Origin of the sequence: Burkholderia gladioli, from assembly GCF_000959725.1 — a bacterium.
Classification (GTDB): Bacteria; Pseudomonadota; Gammaproteobacteria; order Burkholderiales; family Burkholderiaceae; genus Burkholderia; species Burkholderia gladioli.
Map to the genome: position 1 here is coordinate 3,238,674 of NZ_CP009322.1, position 21,652 is coordinate 3,260,325.

The following is a 21,652-nucleotide window of genomic DNA, read 5'->3' on the forward strand; positions in this document are numbered from 1 at the left end:
GACGCGGTCACGGCGACGCTCAACCGAGCGTCGCCATCCCGGGCAGGCGAACGCCTTCGACCCGAACGCGCGCCAGTCTCATCTCCCCTGTTTTTCCGCCTCACTCCGCGAACGGCAATGTCTGCTGGCCGTTCGCGCGCATCCCGAACACGTTCAGCGTCATCGCCACCAGCGCGTAATAGCCGAGCAAGCCCACCAGGTTGATTACCACCTCATGGCCGAAGCGCGCGAGCGCCGCGTCGTAGGTCGCGTCGCTCACGCGCTGCGTGTCGTAGAGCTCGGTCGCGAAACGGTGGACCAGCGCATCGTCGGCGTCGTCGAAGACGGGCGTCTCGCCGCGCCGGATCGCTTCGGCCACCGCCGCCGGCACGCCGGCGTCCAGGGCGATCGGCAGATGGATGTGCCATTCGGCCTGCGAGCGCCAGCGCGCGGCGGTGGCCAGGATCGCCAGCTCGGACAGGCGCAGCGGCAAGCCCGTTTGGTAGCGGCAGAACGCGCCGAGCCGCTGCGCATGCTGGGCCAGCACCGGGCTGTGGATCCAGCCGAGGAAGGGTCCGTTGAGGTTGCCGCGCGGGCCGGCCAGGATTTCGTCGAGCACGGCGCGCTGTTCGTCGGAGGCGCTCGCGGTATCGAACGGGGGAAGGCGGTTCGTCATGTCGGAAGTCCGGACTGGAGTGGAAGGCGGGGCGCGGCGGGCAGGCAGCGATCGATGTCGATCGTGGCGCCTGCCGGCGGCCCTCGAAGGGCCGGGGCGCTTCAGCGCGCGGCGCCGCTCGATGCCAGCGCCGCGTCGAGCGACTGCGCCAGCCGCTCGACGATGATATCGATTTGCTCGGCCGAGCAGATGAAAGGCGGTGCCAGCAGCACGTGGTCGCCCTGCCGGCCGTCGACCGTGCCGCCCATCGGGTAGACCATCAACCCGCGCGCCATCGCCTCGCGCCGCAGGGCCGCATGCAGGCGCAGGGAAGGATCGAAGGGCTGCCTGGTGCCGCGATCGGCGACGAATTCGACGCCGACGAACAGGCCGCGCCCGCGCACGTCGCCGACGGCTTCGTGATCGGCGAAACGCTCACGAAGTTGCGCGCGCAACTGTTCGCCGCGCTCGCGCACGTTGTCGAGCAGGCCTTCCTCGGCGATCACGCGCTGCACCTCGAGCGCGGCCGCGCAGGCGGTGGCATGGCCGATATAGGTGTGCCCGTGCTGGAAGAACCCGGTGCCGCCCACGATCGCGTCATAGATCCGGTCGCTGGCGAGCGTCGCGCCGATCGGCTGATAACCGGCGCCGAGCCCCTTGGCGATGGTCAGGATGTCGGGCGCGATGCCGTCCTCCTCGCAGGCGAACAGATGGCCGGTGCGGCCCATGCCCGACATGATCTCGTCGAGGATCAGCAGGACACCGTATTTATCGCAGACGGCGCGGACCTTGCGAAAATATGCGCGCACCGGCGGCACCGCGCCGGCCGTCGCGCCCACCACGGTCTCCGCGACGAAGGCCGCGACCGTCTCCGGACCCAGTTCCAGGATCCGATTCTCGAGTTCGTCGGCGAGCCGCTGGGCGAAGGCTTCCTCGCTTTCGTCGGCGCGCTGCTCGCGATAGGCGTAGCAGGGGCTCACGTGATGCGCGTCGATCAGCAGCGGCAGGAAGGGCTCGCGGCGCCACGGGTTGCCGCCGATCGCCAGCGCGCCGAGCGTATTGCCGTGATAGCTCTGGCGCCGCGCGATGAAGTGGCGGCGTGCCGGCTGGCCGATCTCGACGAAATACTGGCGTGCCAGCTTCAGCGCCGCCTCGATCGATTCCGAGCCGCCCGACGTGAAATACACGTGGCCGAGCCCGGCCGGTGCCGCCTCGATCAGGCGATCGGCCAGTTCCTCGACGGGCTCGGTGGTGAAGAACGAGCTATGCGCGTAAGGCAGGCGCTCGGCTTGCCGCTTGATCGCCTCGATCACGCGCGTGTTGCTATGGCCGAGGCAGGAAACGGCCGCGCCGCCGCAGGCATCGATGTAGCGCTTGCCCGTCGAGTCGATGAGCTCGATGCCGTCGCCGGCCACCGCGACGGGAAGGGTCGCGCGCGGGGCGCGATGAAATACCTTGGTCATGATCGTGTTTGCTCCTGCTGGCTGCTGGAAGACGGGTTCGTAAATGCCATCGGCGCCGCACGACGCGGTTGCCGGCTGCGGTTCGGGTCAGGCGGCCTCGCGCGTCACGCGCAGCGCGAAACCCGTCACGCCATCGCGTCTCACCGAGAAATCGACGCCGTGCCGGTCGATCTCGAAGAGGGCTGTCGCGAGCGTGTTTTCGTCGTCGGGATCGGCCGGATCGTCACGGAAGATCGGCAGGCCCGCGCCACCGCGATCGGCGAGCACGCCGGCCAGCGCGTCGAGGTCCGTCGCGGCGAGCGCGGGCAGCAACGCGTCGAGCCGCGCCTGCCGATCGCGCGACGAAGCGGTGACGATCTGCGCGTCGGCATCGGCATTTGGGCCGGGATGCACGAGGTGGTTGGCATGGCCGTAGCGCGCCTCGACGCTCGTCACCGAGGTACGGGCCGCGCTGGCCTCGACGCTGACAATGCGGGTATCGCCGGCGCAGCCGAGCATGTGATGGAAACCACTCGCAAGCGGCGTGTCGCGCAGCAGCGCGAGCGCGGCATCGAGCGAGGTGGTGTCGAGCACCGCCCGCGCCAGCACCATGCGCGGCACGCCGGCCGCCGGCGCGGTGATCCGCACGTTGTTGATGGTCTGTACCAGGCCGGCGCGGTTCAGCGCGAAGGTGTGGCCGGGGAGCGAACCGGGATAGTAGAAGCTGAGGAAGCCGGGGCCGCGCGTCGGGCGAACCTCGACAAGCCAGCAGCGATCGAGCAGGAACGGATCGCCGTCCTCGTTGTGGGCGATGCGGCAGCCGCTCGCGTCGCGCGCCGCGACGGTGGTGCAGCCGTCGCCGGAGCGATTGAGCAGTTCGCCGCGGCAATTCCAGGCGAACACCAGCTCGGCCGGCAGGCCGAGCCCTTCGGCGAGGCCGTCGAGCTCGGCGACGCAATCGGGAAACATGGCCTCGGCCTCGCGCCGCCAGACCGGCAGCAACGGTTCGCCAAGGTGCGCCTCGAGCGCTCGCCAGGCGCGGCTTTGCGCGCGGTACGCGGCCATCAGCGGGCGCGCGAGTTCGCCGAGCCGGCGGCCGATCTCGCGCGGCGTGCCGGCGATCACGACGGGGTGGAGTGCTTTCATCGATGCGCTTCGGTAGCTGGAAATTCGGGGGTGGATGTCGATCGACGGCGAGGGCGGGCCAATGCAACAGATCGACAACACATGGGCCGAAATTATACGCATCAACAACAAATGTTGTCACGACGAACGAGACGACAACACGGCCGTGGCGCCGGCACTCGGGCTGTGTCGATACGGAAGAGGGAAACGAACGCGGGAGGAAAAACGCCCTCGCTAAGCGAGGGCGTTATCGGCAGGAATCGCCGTGGCTCGACTCAGACGCCTCGCCAGGCGCCTTCGCGCTCGAAGGCGTGACGCGCCTGGATCAGCGTGGTCTTGGCCGCGCGCGCGTCGCCGGCCAGCTTCAGCAGCGCGCCCAGTTGCGAGGGTTGTTTCGCGAGTTCGCGCAGGATCGGCAGGATGGTGGTGGTACCGTCGTCGCGCAGGCCGGCGGTGGCCGCGCTCGGCAGGGTGCGCCAGGACGGATCGACGATCGCCCGGCACACCGCGAAGGGCACGCCGCGCGCCGCCGCGAAGGCGCCGGCGATATGCGATTCCATGTCGACGGCGAGCGCGCCGTGGCGCGCGTGCAGCGCGGCCTTCTGCTGCGCGTCGACGACCGGCGCGCCGACCGCCGCGATCCGCCCGAGCCGCAGGTTCGGCACCACCGGCGTGCCGCGCAACGCGGCCACCAGCCGGCGGTTCCAGCCGGCATCGGTGAGCACCTCGCCGAACGGGCCGTCGATCGCCTCGGCGATGACAAGCGCGCCCGGCGCCAGATCGGGCGCGAGGCCGCCCGCCGTACCGAAGCTGATGATGCCCGAGCAGCCGCCCTCGACCGCTTCCGACAAGGCGCGCTCGAGCCGGTCGGCGCGCGCCGCGTAGACGGTCTCGACGCCCTCGCCACGCGCGATCCTCGCCTCGAAGGCCATGCCGGTGACGGCGATTACCGGCGCCAGGGTGGTCTGGGTCGCCATCCTCACATCCCGACCGTCACGCGCGTGGTGCCGGCGCGCTTGAGGCCGCGATAGCGCGCCAGCGCCCACAGCGGGAAGAACTTGCGATAGCCGTGGTAGCGCAGGTAGAACACGCGCGGGAAGCCGGTCGCGGTGAAGCGCGTCTCGTCCCACAGCCCGTGCGTCTTCTGTTCGGCGATCAGCCAGTCGATGCCGCGCGCGACCGCCGCGTGATCGACCTCGCCGGCCGCCATCAGGCCGAGCAGGGCCCAGGCGGTCTGCGAGGCGGTGCTGGTGGCCGGCTCGTAGCCGCGATAGTCGAGCTTGTAGCTGGTGCCGTCCTCGCCCCAGCCGCCGTCGGGATTCTGGATCGACAGCAGCCACTGCGCGGCGCGCTTCACGCGCGGATCGTCATGGCCGAGGCCCGCCGCGTTCAGCGCGCCGAGCGCGCTCCAGGTGCCGTAGATGTAGTTCATGCCCCAGCGGCCATACCAGCTGCCGTCGGCTTCCTGCTCGGCGAGCAGGTAGTCGAGCGCGCGCTGCGCGGGCTGGCTGTTGACGTTGGTCTCGCCGAGTTGCGCGAGCATCGACAGGCAGCGCCCCGAGACGTCGGCGGTGGGCGGGTCGAGCAGGGCGCCGTGATCGGAGAAGGGAATGTTGTTCAGGTAGTGATGGGTGTTCTCGGGCTCGAACGCACCCCAGCCGCCATCGCTGCTCTGCATGCCGACCACCCATTCGCGGGCCCGCGCGATCGCGTCGCGGTCGACGTCCGATTGCGTGAGGCGCGCCGCGCGGTCCATCGCCAGCACCACCACGGCGGTGTCGTCGACGTCGGGGTAATGCGGGTTCGCGTACTGGAAGGCCCAGCCGCCGGGGCGCACGTGCGGGCGGCGCGAGATCCAGTCGCCGCGCACGTCGAGGATCTGCAACGGGCGCAGCCATTCGAGGCCGCGCAGCGCGGCTGCCTCGGCACGCGGCTCGCCGGTCTCGAGCAGGGCGTGCGCGGCCAGCGTGGTGTCCCAGACCGGCGACAGGCAGGGCTGGCAATAGGCCTCGTCGCTCTCGTCGTCCTTGATCACCAGCAGCTTGTCGAGCGAGCGGCGCGCGATCGCGCGATTCGGGTGGTCCTCGGGATAACCGAGCGCGGCGTACATCATCACAGAGTTCGCCATCGCCGGGTAGATCGCGCCGAGGCCATCCTCGCCGTTCAGGCGCTCGTCGACGAACTGCACGGCCTGGCGAATCGCGCGTTCGCGCGAGTAGCGCGGAAACAGCCCGTCGGTCAGGCGCAGCAGGCCGTCGACGCCGCGGAACAGCAGGAACCAGCCGGTGCTCTGGTGGCCCTGCTTGGGCAGCAGCCCGGTGTTGACGGGCGGATTGACGAACAGCTCGTCGACGCGCACGCCCAGCGGGTTCTTCGCCAGCGGGCGTTTCGCGTTCAGCACCAGCAGCGGCACGATCACCGTGCGCGCCCAGTACGAGACCTTCGACAGGTGGAACGGGAACCACTGCGGCAGCAGCATGATTTCGACCGGCATCATCGGCACCGCGAACCAGGGCACCACGCCGAACAACGCGAGCTGGATCCGCGTGAAGACGTTCGACATCTCGGCGCCGCCCATCGCGTGGATCGCCTGGCGCGCGCGCACCATGTGCTCGGCCTCGACGTCGTCGCCGATCATCTTCAGCGCGAAGTAGGCCTTCACGCTCGCGCTGACGTCGGGCGCGCCGTCCGTGAACAGCGGCCAGCCGCCGCCGGGCAGCTGGATGCGCCGCAGGTAGCGGCCGATCCGGCGCTCGAGTTCGGCGTTCGGCGTCTCGCCGAGGTAGTGGACCAGCAACACGTATTCGGCCGGGATCGTCGCATCGGCCTCGAGCTCGTAGACCCAGTGGCCATCGGCCTGCTGCGCGGCCAGCAGCGCGTCGGTCGCGCGCGTGACGGCGGCGTCGAGTTCGGCGGGGGAGGGAAGCTTGGCGGCGACGGGCGCGGCGGCAGTCGCTGCGGCGGCTTGCGTGGTTGCCTCGGCGGCGACCGGCGTAGGCGTTGCTGCCGTTGCTGCCGTTGCCGCAGGTGCCGCAGGTGCCGCAGGTGCCGCAGGTGCATGATCGGCAACGATCGGCGTCGCGTCCTGCGCAGCCGTGACGGCCGACGTGGCAGGCAGGTTCGCCGCCCCGGCGGCAGGCGACGGCGCGGCGTTCGGTGTCGCGCCGTCGGGTGTGGTCGAGTCGGTGAGATCGTTCATCGGTCCCTCTCTTGTCATGCGGCGCGTGCGTTGTTACCCGAAGGCACGCCCCGTCGATCGACGCGGGCAGGGCGGCGGCCGGCGCGCCCGCGAACAGCGAATCCGGCCGGCGCGAAGGCGAGGCCGAACGTTTCAGGTTCCGGCAGGGCGCGCGCCAAGGCAGCCAGCCCGCCGGTCGGAACGTCGGATGCGCGGCCGGCGGCATCGGCACGGCGCAACATCCGGTGATAGCGGGCACTTACCTCACAGTGCTCCGCGCACGCGCACGGCGAGCAGCCATGCGGCGTGACGGGCGATCCGCCGATCGCCCGGGCATGCATCGACATCAGATCAGAAGAACGCGTAGCGCAAGGCGATCAGCATCATCCGCAGGCGCGGCTTGCGCAGCGGCGCGCGCGGCGCGGCGAAGCCACGTGCCATCGCGGCCTCGAGTATGCAGCGATAGGCGCCGGACATGATGCGCGGCGCCTTGACCTGCGCGCGCGGCGCGCCGTCCATGATCGCGTCGGCGCGCGCGAAATGCGCCAGCGCGCGCTCCGCCAGCGTCGCGCAGACGCCCGGCAGCGCCGGATGCGCGGCGATCGTGAGCGGATCGGTCACGGGAATGCCCTCGCGTTCGAGCAACTCGCGCGACAGATAGCAGCGGTTGATGTCGGCGTCCTCGTCGATGTCGCGCAGGATGTTGGTCAGCTGCAGCGCGCGGCCGAGGTGATGCGCCAGCTCGATGCCGGGCGCTTCCTGCATGCCGAAGATCCGCACCGACAAGCGGCCCGCCGAGCTCGCCACGCGATCGCAATAGAGATCGAGCGTGGCGTCGTCGGGCGCGCAGATGTCCTCGGCGGCGTCCATCGCCATGCCGTCGATCATGTCGTGGAAATCCTCGCGCTTGAGCCCGAACTTGCGGATTTCCTCGGTGAGCGGCACCAGCGAGGCGCGCGGCTTGCCGGCGTAGCAGGCGTCGATGTCGACGCGCCAGCGGTCGAGCCCGGCCGCGCGTTCCTCGCGCGAGCCGCCGTCATCGGCGATATCGTCGACGGCGCGGCAGAACGCATAGACCTGGAACATCGCGTCGCGCTGCGCCGCCGGCAGGATCCGCATCGCGCGATAGAAGGAACTGCCCGATGAGACGGCAGCGACGTCGGTTTGGGTGTCGTCCACGACTAGATTGGAAACGGCCAAGACGAGCTCCGCTAAGACACCCTCGCGGGCGATGAAAACAGCCATGCCCGGCGGGGATGGAGAGGCTTGCGAGATGCGCGAACGATACGCGAACGATACGCGCAGACAGGCTTGATTGGCCGATGCTTGGCCGGAAATGGCGGCAAGTATAGCAATGTTTGACACCCGCTGCCGCTCGCGGGCCCCGCAGGCGCGACAGCCTAGGCGAACACCACGTCGCGTTGCAGATCGAGGGCGATCAGCCCCATCGCGCGGGCCAGTTGCAGCACCTGGCGGCGGTCCAGCCGCGAGCCCATGAAGCTGGTGACCTGGCCGTCGCTCTCCACGGTGAACTGGAACAGCGCGCCGCCTTCACCGAACCAGGCACCCGGCACCAATTCGGATTCGCGCCAGGCCAAACCGTCGATCACGCGGCCGATCGCGTCGCGGATCGTGTCGCCCGGCGCGATCGACGGCGCGACGTCACCGAGGTCGTCGAGCGAGTAGGGGCCGGGCGTCGCGGGGCGGCGATAGAACAGGTAGTCGGTATTCATGAGGCGCGGTCATGAAGGAGCATCCTGGAAATTAGCCCGAGAACCCGGTCGAATGGAATAGGGAACGGTTCCGGCTGTGGCGCCGCCGTAACAGATTGCGCACGATGAAAGCCGTTTGTCATGCGAAGCATCCCGTTTCGCGGCGTTGGAGGGCCGATCGCCGCGTCGCATATCGGATTGGTCTGAAATCGGCGCGGAGCGGGTCAGCGGGCGCTCACATCGCCAGGCGAGCCTGCCGCGACAAAGCAGCCCGCTCTCTGGCACCATCGTGCCGCAGCGATCATCGCCGCGCATCCGGGCAGGCCGTCCCGGCAAAACAACAGAAACCGGATCAGGAGACAGCCGTGAACCATCCCGACATCGACACCCATTCGCGCAACGCCGCCGCGCCGCTGCCCTTCGTGCTGGTCCACGGCGCCTGGCATGGCGCCTGGGCCTACGAGCGCCTGGGCGCGGCGCTCGCGGCGCGCGGCCATGCGAGCGTCGCGCACGACCTGCCCGCGCATGGCATCAACGCGCGCTACCCGGCCGCGTTCTGGCAGGGCGATGCGCAGGCGCTGGCCCAGGAGCCATCGCCGGTCGCCGCCACCACGCTCGACGATTACACCGGGCAGGTGCTGCGCGCGATCGATGCCGCTTGCGCGCTCGGCCACCCGCGCGTAGTGCTGGTCGGCCACAGCATGGGCGGCGTGGCGATCACGGCCGCGGCCGAGCGGGCGCCGGAGCGGATCGCGGCGCTGGTCTACCTGGCCGCGTTCATGCCCGCCTCGGGCGTGCCTGGTCTCGACTACGTGCGTGCCCCCGAGAACCATGGCGAAATGCTGGCCTCGCTGATCTGCGCCAGCCCTCGCGCGATCGGCGCGCTGCGCATCAACCCGGCCAGCCGCGACGCGGCCTATCTCGCCACGCTGAAGCAGGCGCTGTTCGAGGATGTTGACGAGGCGACGTTCCGCGCCGTGACACGGCTGATGTCCTCGGACGTGCCGACCGCGCCATTCGCCACGCCGATCGCGACCACGGCCGAGCGCTGGGGCTCGATCGCGCGCCACTACGTGACCTGCGCCGAGGATCGCGTGATCCTGCCGGCGCTGCAGCGGCGCTTCATCGCCGAGGCCGACGCCTTCCTGCCCGAGCGGCCGACGCGCGTCCACGCACTCGACAGCAGCCATTCGCCGTTCCTGTCCCAGCCCGACACGCTCGCCGAGTTGCTGACGGGCATCGCGCGCAACACGGCGATCTGAGGCAGCGATCGAGCGGCCCGTGTCCGCGAGTCGTTTATGATGACGATCATTCGATGACAGGCCGCCGCACGCTGCAGCTCCCACCATGAAGCCCCTCCGGCACGACGCCTCACGCCCCGCCGCGCCCGCCGCCACCGACTGGGAGGACGACGACGCGCCGTTTACGACGGGCGCGCCCGAGCACGATTTCGCGGTGCGCCGCGTCACGCTGATCGTGCTGCTGCTGGCCGCGATCGTGCTGCCCTGCGTCTACGTCGCCGTGATGGCCTACAACGACCTGCGCACGCGCGAGGCGACCGCGCGCGACGTCACCATGCGCACCGTGCGCGTGGCCGAGGAGCATGCGCTGAAGGTGTTCGACCTGACCGAGACGCTCGACGCGCGCATCGTCGACCTGGTCCAGGATCTCGACGACGAATCCGTGCGCAAGTCCGAAGCCGACATCCACGACGCGCTCAACACCATCGGCGGCGGCTATCCGCAGGTAGCGGCGGTCTCGATCTTCGGCGCGAGCGGCATGCTGCTCGCCAATTCCCTGTACTACCCGGCCCCGCACGCCTCGATCGCGAACCGCGACGACTTCATCGGCATTCGCGACAACAAGGTGATCGAGCACATTTCGCGGCCGATGCGCGGGCCGATGCGCTCCACCACGCCGAGCCTGGTGTTCAACACCGGCGTGGCGCGCCAGCACAGCGACGGCAGCTTCGCGGGGATGGTCTCGATCGCGCTGAAATCCTCGTACTTCAACGCCTTCTATCGGGACCTGCTCGGCGGCGAGAGCTCGCCGATGTCGATGGCGCTCACGCGCAGCGACGGCGCGGTGCTCGCCTCGTATCCGCCGCCGCCCGAGACCGGCGACGAAAAGCTCGACGAGCACGAGGCACCCTTCGTCAACGCGAGCGCCTCGAGTCCGCGCGCCGGCATCATCCGCGTCGAGCACGACGGCGCGAGCGAGATCGTCGCCTACCGCCAGGTCGGCTCCTATCCCGTCTACGTGATCTGCGCCTACCGCGCGCCGGCGATCTGGCGCGCCTGGTACGAGCACCTGAGCGTGCTGTTCATCTCGATGTTCGCGCCCTCGCTGGCGCTGTGGTGCGTGATCTGGCTGTCGCTGAAGCGGCTGCGCGTCGAGGAGCAGGCCTGGGACCGCTGGCAGGCCGAGGCCTCGATGCGCCGCTCGATCGAGTCGGCCTATCGGCAGTCGCGCAAGATGGAGGCGCTCGGCAACCTGGTCGGCAGCGTCGCGCACGATTTCAACAACCTGCTGATGATCATCTCGAGCAATATCCAGATCGTGCGCCGACGCGGCGCCGCGCATCTGGACGTCGAGCTGACGGCCATCGAGCGCGCGCTGAAGAACGGCCAGTCGCTGACGCGCCAGTTGCTCGGGGTGGCGCGCAAGCAGCCGCTGCGCAGCGAGACGATCGACGTGCCGCAATGGCTCGGCTCCTCGTGCCGCGAACTGCTGAAGACGTCGCTGGGATCGAAATCGGCGCTGGTGTTCGACATGCCGCCCGGCATCTGGCCGATCCGCGTCGATATCGCCGAGCTCGAGCTGGCGGTGATCAACCTGTCGGTGAACGCGCGCGACGCGATGCCGACCGGCGGGCGCTTCACGATCGCCGCGCAGAACATCACCTTCCGCCACGAGGACGGCTTCCCGCTGACGGGCGACTTCGTGCAGCTCTCGCTGGCCGATACCGGCAGCGGGATGGCGCCCGAAGTGCTCGCGCACGCCTTCGAGCCGCTCTTCACCACCAAGCCGAAGGGCATGGGCACCGGCCTCGGCCTGCCGCAGGTGTTCGCGTTCTGCGAGCGTTCGGGCGGCATCGCCACGATCGACAGCGCGCTGGGGGAGGGCACCACGGTGCGCCTCTACCTGCCGCGCGCGCGCATCACCGACGAGGCGCCGCCCGCCGCGCCTGCGTCGCGCGAAGCGTCCTCGCTGGAAACCGATCCGCCGCGGGAAGGCCTGCGCATCCTGCTGGTCGAGGACAACGGCGAGGTGGCCGCCGGTACCGAGGCGCTGCTGTCGTTGCTCGGCCATCGCGTCACCTACGCGGCCAACGCCGACGACGCGCTCGCGCTGATCGACGCGCCGCTCGATCCCGAGGACGAGTCGCGGCCCTTCGACCTGGTGATCTCCGATATCCACATGCCGGGCACGCTCAACGGCATCGACCTGGCCGAGGAGATCGAGCGACGCCCGGGCACGCTGCCCGTGATCCTCGTCACCGGCTACGCGGAGGAACTCGACCGCACGCGGCGCGTGAATGCGCGCGTGCTCTCCAAGCCCTTCGACATCGGGCTGCTCGACGACATGCTGCATGCGATCCGGCAGGCGCGCGATGCGCGCAAGAGCGGGCGGATTCGCGCCTGAGGCGTGGAAGCGGGCAGGGTGAGGGAGGTGGACTGCCCTGCCGGCCGGGCTGGTGGCCCGAGGCGCGGCAGGGTGAGGAACGCGAAATGGAGCGGGGCAGGGCAACGAGCCGAGTGCTCGACGTGCGCCGGCGAAATTCCGCGCCCCGCTCCACCGGCCGCGCGCCGCGCCTGTTCAGCTCACATTCGACTCATATCCCGAGCGACCGCTCAGGCCGTCTTCGTCGCGTGGCGACGCACCCAATCCGCGTAGCGATCGACGAAGGACTGCAGGAACTTGCGCGTGTCGTCGCTGACGATCTTGCCCTCATCGTCGATGCGGCTGGTGTCGTGCTTGATGAACATCTCGGGCTGCGCGAGCGTCGCGACATCGAGATAAGACAGCACGTTGCGCAGATGCTGCTGCGCGAGCGCGGTGCCGATGGCGCCCGGCGAGGTACCGAGCACGGCGCCGGGCTTGCCGCTCCAGGAATTGTGTCCCCACGGCCGTGAACCCCAGTCGAGCGCGTTCTTCAACACGCCCGGGATCGAGCGGTTGTACTCGGGCGTCACGAACAGCAGGCCATCGGCTTCCTCGATCTGTTTCTTGAAGGCGGTCGCCTCGGCGGGAAAGGCCGGATCGTAATCCTGGCTGTAGAGCGCGAGCTTGCCGATATCGGCGAACTCGAAGTCGAAATCATCGGGGGCAAGCGAGATCACGGCCTTGGCGAGAGCCCGGTTGAACGACTCGCGTCGCAGGCTGCCGACGACCACGGCAATTCGGTATGTCATCACGTTCTCCTTCCGCTCGATTGAGAATGCGCCCGGATTCCTTCGCCAACGAATGGCAACGGGCCATTTGCGGGCAGGCCAGCGCAAGTCCGGCGGCGCGGGCAATCCGGGCAGGCTTTCCACAAGGTTTTCCACAGAAATTGTGGATAACTTTCAGGCTACGCGTGCCGGGGGATAAGTGGCGGGGCCAGGAAACCGGCTCGACACGCGTGCGGGACAGCATAGCGCACTAGTTTGAACGCAAAACGTGACAGTTGCGGAAGACGAGGTGTGTCGAGTTTCGAGCGATCGAATAGATTAAATAATATTTATAAGAATTATTCAAACAAGGCAGCGATGGATTCCGGAGGGCGACCAATCGCGGCTTTATCATTCACCACCACGATCGGGCGTTGCAGCAGGATCGGGTGCTCGGCAATGGCGGCGTAAATCGCGGTTTCATCGGTGGCTGGGTCGCTCAGGCCCAGGTCCTTGAATTCGGTCTCGTTGTCTCGAACCATGTCGCGCAGGGGACGGCCGAGTTGGCGATGCAACGTCTTCAATTGCGCGACGGTCAACGGAGTTTTCAAATACTCGACCACCTGGAATGGGTTCGCCGCGTTTGTTCAGCGAGTCGAGCAGGGCCAGGGTTTCGCGGGACTTGGAGCAACGGGGGTTGTGGTAGATCGTGATCATTGGGATGGGCGTCGAGGTAAGAGGGCGGGATAGGGCGTCTATTGTAGCGACGGGAAGGGCGCTCTCGAACCAGACTGAACCTCGGCCCGTGGGCGGTTTATTCGAGAAGGGGAGCGCAAACGGTTGTGGGTTTATGCGCATAAATCCATTGGCGGGGCCTGCTTGATCAGGGGTCTTCCAGAAATCACCCCGCCCTGTGGAGAGGACCAACTCCGTCTACTCCGTAGCCCGTGCGCTGCAGCTTTATGCGCATAAACCGGGTGAGCCACCACCTCGTCGGAAGTCCGAATCGCCCCTTTGGGCCCACTGATTCGAATCTCCAAGTCACGCCCCCACGCGTGCTCTTACCCTGGCGCGGCAGCTTTATGCGCATAAACGCCTCGGCCGAATGGCCAATCTTTTATCTGTTATCGACTAAATCATTGAAATACGAAATTCATCAGGTAAAATTTCGTCGATCCAAACAGGAGTGCAAATTGGCAGCCGAAATCATTGCGGTCACTCAACAGAAGGGCGGTGTCGGTAAGAGCACCATCTCCATGCACCTCGGCGCGGCATTCCATGAAAAAGGGAAGCGCGTCCTCGTCGTCGACGCAGATGGCCAAAACACGCTCATCCATTGGTCAAGCGCGTCAGGTGACAGCGACAACGGCATCCCGTTTCCTGTCGTCAATCTCGCCGAAGCCGGCGGACAGATCCATCGCGAGATCAAGAAGTTCATCAACGACTACGACGTCATCGTGGTCGACTGCCCGCCGTCGATCACGGAGAAGGTTTCCGGCGTCGTGCTGCTGGCTGCCACCGTCGCCGTCATTCCCACCTCGTCGTCACCGGCCGATTACTGGTCGAGCGTCGGCCTCGTGAAACTGATCCAGCAAGCCCAGGTCATGAACGAAGACCTGCGCGCGGTGTTCCTGCTGAACAAGACTGAAGAGAAACGCATGCTGACGCGGGAGCTGAAGCGTGCCATCGAAGAATTGGGCTTCCCTCTGCTGAAGACGCAGATCCCGACGCGCGAGGCCTATAAGCAGGCGATGGCGCTGGGGCAAACTGTCCTGCAGATGAACGATCGTGGCGCGCGCCTCGCCGCCGCGGAAATCCGTGCATGCGCCGACGAAATCGCCGGCATGCTGCCCTGACTTTATGCGCATAAAGGACCTTGAATGAAACCCTCCCAATTTGCCAAAGGCTTCCAGGCGCGCCCCGATACCACCACCAGCGAAAAGCGAACGGCGCTCGATCGGCTCAATGCGATCGATGGGATCGTGAAGTCGGAAACGCCGGCACCAACGAAATCGTCAAAGAAAGACATCCCGGTCACGATCGTCGAGACGCCGCCGGCGGAGCCGACCAATGAATCGCCGCAATATCACGCGTGGCGCGTCGAGCATCGCTACCAGCCCGGCCAGATCATCGAACTGCCGCTGAAGACGATCAAGGCGAGCCCATTCAATCCGCGGCACTTCTATCTGAAGTCGTCGATCGCCGAACTCGCCGTCAATCTCGCGAAACAAGGGCAGCAGCAGGCGATCCACGTGATCCCCGACTACGAGCACCCCGGCACCTTCTTCGTCAGCGACGGCGGCCGGCGCGTACGCGCGCTGAAGGAGGCGAACAAGGATTCGGTGAAGGCCATCGTGATCGACATTCCGATCGGCATCGAGAGCTACAAGCTCGGTTACGACCTGAACGTCCAGCGCGATTCGCAAACCGTGTTCGACAACGCGGTGGTCTGGCGCCGCTTTCTGGAGGACAAGTTCTTCCAGAGCCAGAAGGAGCTGGCCGAGCATCTGGGCATCGACGAATCGACGATCGCCGTGGCCTTGTCGATCGGCAAGCTGCCCGAGGCCGTGATGCAGGAAATGGTCACGCGTACCGATCGCTTCGGCTCGAACATGGCCTACCAGGTCGGCCGTTATCACTCGGCTCGCGGTACCGACGCCACGCTGCGCCTGATCAACAAGATCCTGTCCGACGACCTCAGCACACGACAGGTAGCCGACATCGTGAAGGGCAGGGCGAGCGCGCAAGAAAACGCCAAGCCGGCAGGGCGGCAGCGTTATGCCCAGCGCCATGAGATCAAGATGAATGGTTCGACGGTCGGTGACCTGAAGTCCTATGGTGACGACCGCCTTGAGCTCCGCCTGCGCGGCCTGTCGCGAGAAAAGCGCGACGAGATCTTGCAACAACTCGAAAAGATGCTGCTCAGCTGAGCGTTCCAGCCAGGCTTGGCGAGAGAACCACGCCTCTCGCTGGATTCGGAATGCATGACAAGACACCCCGGAAGTCCCGCTTCCGGGGTGTTTTTATTGATGGAGCCTTTGTCGAAGCCGGCGTGATTCACGACCAGGAAAAAGAAGCACGCGGGGAGCTTGCCGCCGGAATATCGCCAACGATACGGTGCACGCTCAAGCCAAGCACCCGAAAAGCAAAAAGGCCGAGCCCCGTTCAAACAGGACTCGGCCTTTCCCGATTCTCGAGCGCGTCGCGATCGATCTGGATTTTCAGTATCTCAAGCTGCTCGCGACTGATTCAGCGTGAACGCCAGCAGATCACCGTCGGTCGGCTCGCCCCAGGTCTTCAGCGCGAGCCAATCGAAGAATGCCGTCTCGACCAGCTTCGAATCGAGTCCGCGCCGGCGCCAGTCATCGCGCAGATGCGAACCAAGAGCCGGCAGCACATCGGTCTCGAACGATTGCCGTGCCAAATCCCGCTCGGCCTGGCCCTGTTCCTCGTAGAGCGATTTTGCTTCCTTGCGGCGGTAGGCGTCGTATTCGCCGCGCAGCCGCGCCTTCGGATCGTCGAGCGAACCCGCCGCGGATGCCACCGACGCCAGCTTGCCCGCGGCCGTTGTACCCGGCAGCGCATCCGGGTCGACCGGCGGGGCATAACCCTTCTTCAGCGCATCCTTGAACAGCGCCCCGGCACTGCGTACCGGCGGCAGGGTGGTGCTGCGCATACGCTGCTCGGTCATCTGGAGTGCCGCGCGAATCCGGTTTTCCTCGCTGTCCGCATAAAGCGTCTGCGCTTCCTTCAAGGGAATGCCGAGCTTGACCATGCGGTCGACCAGCGTGCTGTCGAATACGTTCGGATGTTCGTCGAGCGCCAGCATCGGCTGCTTGCGCTCGGAAACGCGAAACTGGATCTCGGCCACGCGACGGCCTTCGCGATGCTCGATCAGCTCGACGAAGATATTCGTGACCGCATTCACCTCGGCGATTGCCGGGCGCAGGTAATCGCGCTTGAAGTATTTGTATTCGCGCTTGGCCTCGTCGCCGGCTTCAGTGTCGGGGGTGCCCGACAGGATCGGCCGCCACCATTCCCAGGGCTCGCGCATCGTCAGGTGGCTCGGGTTGGTCAGGTAGCGCACGCAGATCTCGTACAAGGCCAGGCCGGCGCTGCTGCGCAACTGGCTCTGGAACTGCAGGCTCAGGCGCGCGTACTGGACGGGGTCGAGCAGCTTCTTCTTGATCTTCGGCGCGAACGAGAATTCGACCCAGACGCGGCGGGTGGTCGGATCCTCGAGAATTTCCGCATCGGCGATCAGCGTCGAGATCCCCCACTTGCGGCCGGGCTTCTGGCTCGAGGTGCCGGTGCTCCATTCGACCTGGACAGACACCATGCGTCGCAGGTGCTCCTTCACGAGCGCCGTGTCGTTCGAATCGAAAGCCGAGTTCGCGACGATGTCGGACAGCAGCGCCCGGTAGGTATCGCCGGAATCGTCGGCCTGCTGCGCGACGGCCAGCAACACGTTGAAGAGCTTGCGCGTCAGCAGCGTGATCTTGCCGCTCTTCGGCTGGATGGCGATCGCCTCGACCGCCTTGCGTAGTTCGGCGGAGCTGGCATTCACCACATCCACATCGGTTTTCTTGGCGCGCTTCGTAACCATGCGTCGGATCGGACAAGGAAAGTTTCCCGCAAGGATAGCGACTGCGGTGATGGGCGTCTACAAGCAGCCCCTCACCGTAGGCGGTGATGCACCGCGATTCGCAGCGCCTCACCCCAGGACGATCCCGCAAAAGCTCACCGATGGCAAAACCTGTGATGCCGGCGCCCGCTTTGTCGTCGCGGGTGACACGGCCGCGCATGATAGCCGCACCGATATCGAGGCGTCGAGAGCCCTCCCGTATCACCTCACCTTAAAAATTTTCCCGTGGACAAGGGCCGGAAAATCTGCACAGACCATTACCGGTTTCACAGCATGAAACCCCCGAAAAACAGGGGGAAATGCCCTGCCAGCACCGAAATGCTGTGTCAATCGTCCTGAGGCCAGCCGACCTCGGCGAAGCAGCGAGCACCCGGCCAGGGTGAAGCACTGCCCTCTGACGGCGTCACCCTGCCAGGCAGGCCAACACGGTGCGCACAGCTTCCGACAAGCACTCACCGCCCCTGTGCGTCAAGCTGCCCAGGGATGCCCTCGGTGCACATCGGTTCATGCCCGGCGTCCTGTCGCCTCACCCTGTGCGGCGGACTACGACGGCGCAACTCTGCACACAGCCCGTCGACACCATTCGAACCAAGCCAGAAGCAATCACCGCGATACGACCCCGTGGGTGGGCTCCAGCAAGCTCCGGAGCGTTCCCGCCTCGGAATCGCCCCAGGAAGCCCTCCCAGCGGCTGTCAGAGGCTCCGGGAGCCACGGGCGTCTCTGGGACTCCGATATCGCATCCGAGCCGTATTCATTCACCTCACCGGCTCGCCATCGATCCATATCGATGCCTTCAAAAGGGTTGTCCACAGCTCCTCGAGGCCCGCCAAATCCGTCGTTTTACCGCATCCGCACATGAGCCCCCGAAAAACCTCACCTTTCGTCGCGAACCGGTGATGCACGACATCTAACGAAAAGCACCGACATACGGGGCCTCACAGCCTGCTCGATCCCGAAAAGCCTCACCTTTTCCCAAAACATGGGTCACCTCAACCTCATCCGATGCTCCCGAAAAATCTCACCCAAGGACTTGAACACCGGAAAATATTCATTAATTTCATACACTTACCCCGAATCGTGCAATGCAGCGCCGATTCCCCCAAGATCCCGGAAGATCTCACCTCAACCCGAATCAGGAGATTCCTTCGGAGCTCAACACACTCCTGAAAAACCTCACCTCTCGTGAAAACGATCACGAAAAGCACGGCAAAAGTTCCAGTCTTGTCGGGGGTTTACGGGTAAGTGGACACCCACTGCTCCCGAAAAACCTCACCTTTGCCATTTTTTTGACTGTGTCGAGGTCCTGAAAAGCCTCACCTCAAAGCTTTTTTGGCCACATTTCCGTCAATCCCGAAAATTCTCACCTCAAGCGTGGCTGGCGCTGAAATTGCAGGCAAAGGCTCCTGAAAAACCTCACCTCAAGCCTGTGAGCGCCGTCAAACGCCCCAAAACGGTACTTTTTTCCCGTAAAAGCTCACGTCAATCCCGCCCCGAATCCCGAGAAACCTCACCTATGCCTATCAAATAGGCAAATCCCTGGAAGATTCGGGGCCAAACGGCCCCCCTGCAAAGCCTCACCTTAGGGATTCCCGCCCAAAACGACGCGATTCAGGCACCATGCGGTGTCGACGTCGATCCCCCTCCCGAAAAGCTTCACCTTTCGCACAGGGCCGGGAACGCTGTGCTCCTGAATCCGCTCACGATCTCTCCTGCAAGGCCTCACGCTCGCCCCCGAACCCCATCACTTCATGTCCCGCAAAAGATCACCATGATTCCCGTAAAGCTTCACCTTGTCGGCCGGAATCCCTTACCCAGTAAGGCTGTGCGGTGGCGTTAACGTTTTTAACAAGGGTTTCAAGGGTGTTTACTTCTATTACTCTCTACGAGCACCCGTGAGCTCCCTGAAACATCGCTTCTCTCCACCCTCCTTCTGTGTGAAACATCCCCAGATATTTGAGGAGCAGATGTTTAGTCTACAAAAACAATGGCTTAGCTAAGATTCTTCGCTTTGTTTCACGGGATTTTGGAGAGAGGATCAGCTAGCAGCGACTGTGGAAGACCTCAACGGCACAGACGACAAGAAGCTGTGGTGTTTCCATCAAACATGTATCAAAAAATACGTATTCCATTATGATCGCTACGTATTGACCGATACTCTCGTTCCGATGACTTTCGACGACATCCGCCAAACGATCCGTGCCGAACTCGATGCGATGCGCACAAGCGGCGCACGCCGGCAGGATCTTTCGCTTCACGCCTGCAAACGCCTGTTTTTCGACCTGGGCATTCGACCCTCCGCAGCCAATGTGCGCGACCTGACCCAAACCGGTAGCGCCGGCGATATCCCCAAGGACATCGATTTCTTCTGGGAGCGGATTCGCTCCGCCTCGAAGGTAAGGCTCGACGGCGGCAATTTGCCGAAATCCCTGGAAGACAAGGCTGGTGAACTGCTGGGCTCGCTATATGAGGAAGCGCAGAAGGAAGCGCGGATCGGGCTGGAAGCCGAGCGGCAAGAAGCCAGCAACGAAATTGCCGCGGCAGCCCAGCGGGTTCGCGAGGCGCAGGTTCGCCACGAAACGCTCGAGCTCGCCCTTGCGCGTAGCGAGAACCGTGCGGAGCAATTGCAGGCGAAGCTCACCGAAGCGGAAATCCGCTTGGCAACCGCGTCGACGCACGGCGCGGCGCACCAGGATTCCCTGCAGGTGCTGACTCAGCGGCTCGAAAACGAAAACGAGCTGTTGAACAAGCGTTTGGAAGGAGAACAGCAGCAGAATGCGTCGCTGAGAGAAAGAATTGACGCCTTGCACGTCGAATCGCGTCAGAACACGGAACATTACGCCCAGCAGATCAAGGATGCGGTGGCCGAAGCCGAGCGCCGTGTGAAGCCGATGCTGGTAGAGCTCGATTCGCTGCGCAGCATGGCCGGCACTTATCAAGCGGGTCTGCGCGACGTGAACCGAAAAGAATTCGAGTTCTTACAACAACTTAGCGCCGCCAAGGCGCGCGCCGACCGACTCGACGAGCAACTGCGCGAACAGAGTGACGAGTTGACGGCCGCGACGCGGGAAATCGAGACATTGCGCCAGGCACAGGGCGTCCCATCCGGAATTGCCGCGTTGCTGCGACGCCTGGCCGATGCCGGGCTGCTCGATGCGGCGGCTTTCGAGGCGATCGGATCGTCGATCGATGCGCACGTGAATTTGCCGCCGCGCTGCCCGAAGTGTGAGGAAGGCGAGCCGGAACTGTCGCACGACCAGGAGGGCTTCGAATTGCTGTGCCCGGAATGCGAACACGCTTCCGGCCACTGTGCCTCGCGCTTCGAGGCGGTCACACAGTTCAACCGGATCGGCAGCTCGAGCGGCTCGCTGTGGTAAAGGTGAGGAAAATCGGGAGCCGAATGGTGAGGGCATTCAGGAGCTGATCGCTCACGGAATCAGACCAGACGCGGGTTTTCGGCCGAGCTCGCAACCGCTTCCTGGTCCCCAATTGCGGTTTTTTCGAGATTGTCGCGCCAAGTTCGCCAAGCTCGGTGCAAGCGATTCGCCGAAACCGGCTGCATGAAGCCGAGCCAATGGCCGACGCGCTCGGGCGTGACACCGTTTTCGAACAGTTCGGCCGCGAAAGTGTTGCGCAGCGTTTGCGGGCTGGCCCGTTCGGTTCTCGAGTTGGCGATGTTGGCGGCTTCGACAATGGCATCGACCGCGCGCAGCATGGTGGCCTTGTGCATCGGCCGGCCGGTCAGCGAGGAAGGAAAGACCAGGTCGCCAGGAATATCGCAGCGCCGCCGTTCGGCAAGCCAGGCGTCGAATAGCGCAATCGCGAACGAGGCAAGATGCGTTTCGCGCTCGAAGGCCGGATGCGTGGAGGGCAGGCGCACCGCGGGCTCACCGGGTTTGACGCAACTAATCGTCAATATGCGTGCTTCCCCCGTTTTCAATCCTCCTCCAAGAAAGGCCGCCACCAGCGCGCGATCGCGCCGTTCCTTCCAATGCGACATGCCGGCCGCTGGCAGCGGCGAGAACAGATAGGCGAGCAGGGCCGCGCGTTCGGACGGCGAGAGGAAACTGGTGGGTTCGTTGTCGCGTGCCCGGCGCCACAATGCTTCGCCATCCTGAGCAATGAAGCGGGCCGGGTTGGTCGAGCCGAATTCATTGCGACGTACATGGTCGAGCACCCGCTCGATGAGTCGCAAATAACGGACCCGTTGCGTTTTCTTGATCGGCAGCTCGCCGACGAAATTGGCGATCGATTGGGTGTCGACCGTGGCGAGCGTCTGTTGCCGTTCGCCGAGCCAGGTCAGGAACGCGCCCCATTGCGCGCGATAGACGTCGGCCGACGAACGGCGAAAGTCTTGCGTCGCGAGCCACGCGTCGAACGACGCGTCCGGTTGGGCGACCCAGTCCGCCTCGGTGCCGTCGAACAGATCGGGTTCGGTGGCCACCAGCGTCCCGGCAGTCGAGGGACTTGGAAGAGACATGTCTATAAATCCGTTAGTTGCTCAATGAGCGTAGTGCACCGCGCCAGGAATTGCCAGCCATCCATG

15 protein-coding genes and 3 pseudogenes are annotated in these 21,652 nt (G+C 65.4%); 7 read left to right on the forward strand and 11 right to left on the reverse strand.

Annotated elements, in window-relative coordinates; genetic code table 11:
* Nucleotides 1-100: 100 nt before the first annotated feature.
* From BM43_RS14005 to BM43_RS14035, 7 genes are all read right to left on the reverse strand, one after another.
* On the reverse strand, nucleotides 101-655 hold the full coding sequence (locus BM43_RS14005; protein WP_036055186.1) for a carboxymuconolactone decarboxylase family protein: 555 nt from the start codon (nucleotides 653-655) through the stop codon (nucleotides 101-103).
* A 101-nt stretch (nucleotides 656-756) separates the two neighbouring features.
* Entirely contained in the window at nucleotides 757-2,097 is a 1,341-nt protein-coding gene (locus BM43_RS14010) for an aspartate aminotransferase family protein (RefSeq protein ID WP_036055184.1), read from the reverse strand.
* 87 nt (nucleotides 2,098-2,184) lie between these two features.
* Entirely contained in the window at nucleotides 2,185-3,222 is a 1,038-nt protein-coding gene (locus BM43_RS14015; protein ID WP_036055183.1) for a C45 family autoproteolytic acyltransferase/hydrolase, read from the reverse strand.
* Between the two features lie 254 nt (nucleotides 3,223-3,476).
* Nucleotides 3,477-4,178, reverse strand: coding sequence for a phosphorylase (locus BM43_RS14020; protein WP_025100235.1), 702 nt, complete (start codon nucleotides 4,176-4,178; stop codon nucleotides 3,477-3,479).
* 2 nt (nucleotides 4,179-4,180) lie between these two features.
* Nucleotides 4,181-6,400 carry a squalene--hopene cyclase gene (shc, locus tag BM43_RS14025; RefSeq protein ID WP_036055182.1) on the reverse strand — a complete coding sequence of 740 codons (2,220 nt, stop codon included), beginning with the start codon at nucleotides 6,398-6,400 and terminating at the stop codon, nucleotides 4,181-4,183.
* Between the two features lie 330 nt (nucleotides 6,401-6,730).
* Nucleotides 6,731-7,579 carry a presqualene diphosphate synthase HpnD gene (gene hpnD / locus BM43_RS14030; RefSeq protein ID WP_036028459.1) on the reverse strand — a complete coding sequence of 283 codons (849 nt, stop codon included), beginning with the start codon at nucleotides 7,577-7,579 and terminating at the stop codon, nucleotides 6,731-6,733.
* A gap of 200 nt (nucleotides 7,580-7,779) precedes the next feature.
* A complete protein-coding gene (locus tag BM43_RS14035; protein ID WP_013691729.1) occupies nucleotides 7,780-8,112 on the reverse strand; it encodes a hypothetical protein in 333 nt (110 codons plus the stop codon).
* Nucleotides 8,113-8,456: 344 nt separating this feature from the next.
* Between BM43_RS14035 and BM43_RS14040 the strand changes: the two genes are divergently transcribed.
* The 3 genes and pseudogenes from BM43_RS14040 to BM43_RS42705 form a co-directional block, all read left to right on the forward strand.
* Complete coding sequence (locus BM43_RS14040; RefSeq protein ID WP_088555578.1) at nucleotides 8,457-9,353, forward strand: alpha/beta fold hydrolase; 897 nt, start codon at nucleotides 8,457-8,459, stop codon at nucleotides 9,351-9,353.
* An 85-nt stretch (nucleotides 9,354-9,438) separates the two neighbouring features.
* Nucleotides 9,439-10,204 (forward strand): annotated as a pseudogene (locus BM43_RS42700) (PDC sensor domain-containing protein); the annotation flags it as partial.
* 65 nt (nucleotides 10,205-10,269) lie between these two features.
* Nucleotides 10,270-11,736, forward strand: a pseudogene (locus BM43_RS42705) (ATP-binding protein); the annotation flags it as partial.
* Between the two features lie 209 nt (nucleotides 11,737-11,945).
* Here BM43_RS42705 and BM43_RS14050 read toward each other — a convergent pair.
* Complete coding sequence (locus tag BM43_RS14050; protein WP_025100229.1) at nucleotides 11,946-12,506, reverse strand: NADPH-dependent FMN reductase; 561 nt, start codon at nucleotides 12,504-12,506, stop codon at nucleotides 11,946-11,948.
* A gap of 317 nt (nucleotides 12,507-12,823) precedes the next feature.
* Nucleotides 12,824-13,181, reverse strand: a pseudogene (gene arsC / locus BM43_RS14055) (arsenate reductase (glutaredoxin)).
* Between the two features lie 476 nt (nucleotides 13,182-13,657).
* Here arsC and parA point away from each other — a divergent pair.
* Both parA and BM43_RS14065 read left to right on the forward strand, forming a co-directional pair.
* Nucleotides 13,658-14,320 (forward strand): ParA family partition ATPase, encoded by a 663-nt coding sequence (parA, locus tag BM43_RS14060; protein ID WP_013688816.1) that lies wholly within the window; start codon nucleotides 13,658-13,660, stop codon nucleotides 14,318-14,320.
* A 24-nt stretch (nucleotides 14,321-14,344) separates the two neighbouring features.
* Nucleotides 14,345-15,394, forward strand: a complete 1,050-nt coding sequence (locus BM43_RS14065; protein WP_013688817.1) for a ParB/RepB/Spo0J family partition protein — start codon at nucleotides 14,345-14,347, stop codon at nucleotides 15,392-15,394.
* Between the two features lie 299 nt (nucleotides 15,395-15,693).
* On the opposite strand, the gene BM43_RS14070 is transcribed toward BM43_RS14065, so the two are convergent.
* Entirely contained in the window at nucleotides 15,694-17,070 is a 1,377-nt protein-coding gene (locus BM43_RS14070) for a replication initiation protein (protein ID WP_036055180.1), read from the reverse strand.
* Nucleotides 17,071-17,116: 46 nt separating this feature from the next.
* Here BM43_RS14070 and BM43_RS40425 point away from each other — a divergent pair, with 46 nt between their 5' ends.
* Complete coding sequence (locus BM43_RS40425) at nucleotides 17,117-17,386, forward strand: hypothetical protein (RefSeq protein ID WP_124083594.1); 270 nt, start codon at nucleotides 17,117-17,119, stop codon at nucleotides 17,384-17,386.
* 1,888 nt (nucleotides 17,387-19,274) lie between these two features.
* On the forward strand, nucleotides 19,275-20,483 hold the full coding sequence (locus BM43_RS14075; RefSeq protein ID WP_036055179.1) for a DNA-binding protein: 1,209 nt from the start codon (nucleotides 19,275-19,277) through the stop codon (nucleotides 20,481-20,483).
* A gap of 59 nt (nucleotides 20,484-20,542) precedes the next feature.
* Here the strand turns inward: BM43_RS14075 and BM43_RS14080 are convergent, their stop codons facing one another.
* Complete coding sequence (locus BM43_RS14080) at nucleotides 20,543-21,586, reverse strand: tyrosine-type recombinase/integrase (RefSeq protein ID WP_036055178.1); 1,044 nt, start codon at nucleotides 21,584-21,586, stop codon at nucleotides 20,543-20,545.
* Between the last annotated feature and the right edge of the window lie 66 nt (nucleotides 21,587-21,652).

Bases quoted from the DNA above. Each gene is read 5' to 3' on its own strand.
- BM43_RS14005 (WP_036055186.1), bottom strand. From the start codon at position 655: ATGACGAACCGCCTTCCCCCGTTCGATACCGCGAGCGCCTCCGACGAA.
- BM43_RS14010 (WP_036055184.1), bottom strand. From the start codon at position 2,097: ATGACCAAGGTATTTCATCGCGCCCCGCGCGCGACCCTTCCCGTCGCG.
- BM43_RS14015 (WP_036055183.1), bottom strand. From the start codon at position 3,222: ATGAAAGCACTCCACCCCGTCGTGATCGCCGGCACGCCGCGCGAGATC.
- BM43_RS14020 (WP_025100235.1), bottom strand. From the start codon at position 4,178: ATGGCGACCCAGACCACCCTGGCGCCGGTAATCGCCGTCACCGGCATG.
- shc (WP_036055182.1), bottom strand. From the start codon at position 6,400: ATGAACGATCTCACCGACTCGACCACACCCGACGGCGCGACACCGAAC.
- BM43_RS14035 (WP_013691729.1), bottom strand. From the start codon at position 8,112: ATGAATACCGACTACCTGTTCTATCGCCGCCCCGCGACGCCCGGCCCC.
- BM43_RS14050 (WP_025100229.1), bottom strand. From the start codon at position 12,506: ATGACATACCGAATTGCCGTGGTCGTCGGCAGCCTGCGACGCGAGTCG.
- BM43_RS14065 (WP_013688817.1), top strand. From the start codon at position 14,345: ATGAAACCCTCCCAATTTGCCAAAGGCTTCCAGGCGCGCCCCGATACC.
- BM43_RS14070 (WP_036055180.1), bottom strand. From the start codon at position 17,070: ATGGTTACGAAGCGCGCCAAGAAAACCGATGTGGATGTGGTGAATGCC.
- BM43_RS14075 (WP_036055179.1), top strand. From the start codon at position 19,275: ATGACTTTCGACGACATCCGCCAAACGATCCGTGCCGAACTCGATGCG.
- BM43_RS14080 (WP_036055178.1), bottom strand. From the start codon at position 21,586: ATGTCTCTTCCAAGTCCCTCGACTGCCGGGACGCTGGTGGCCACCGAA.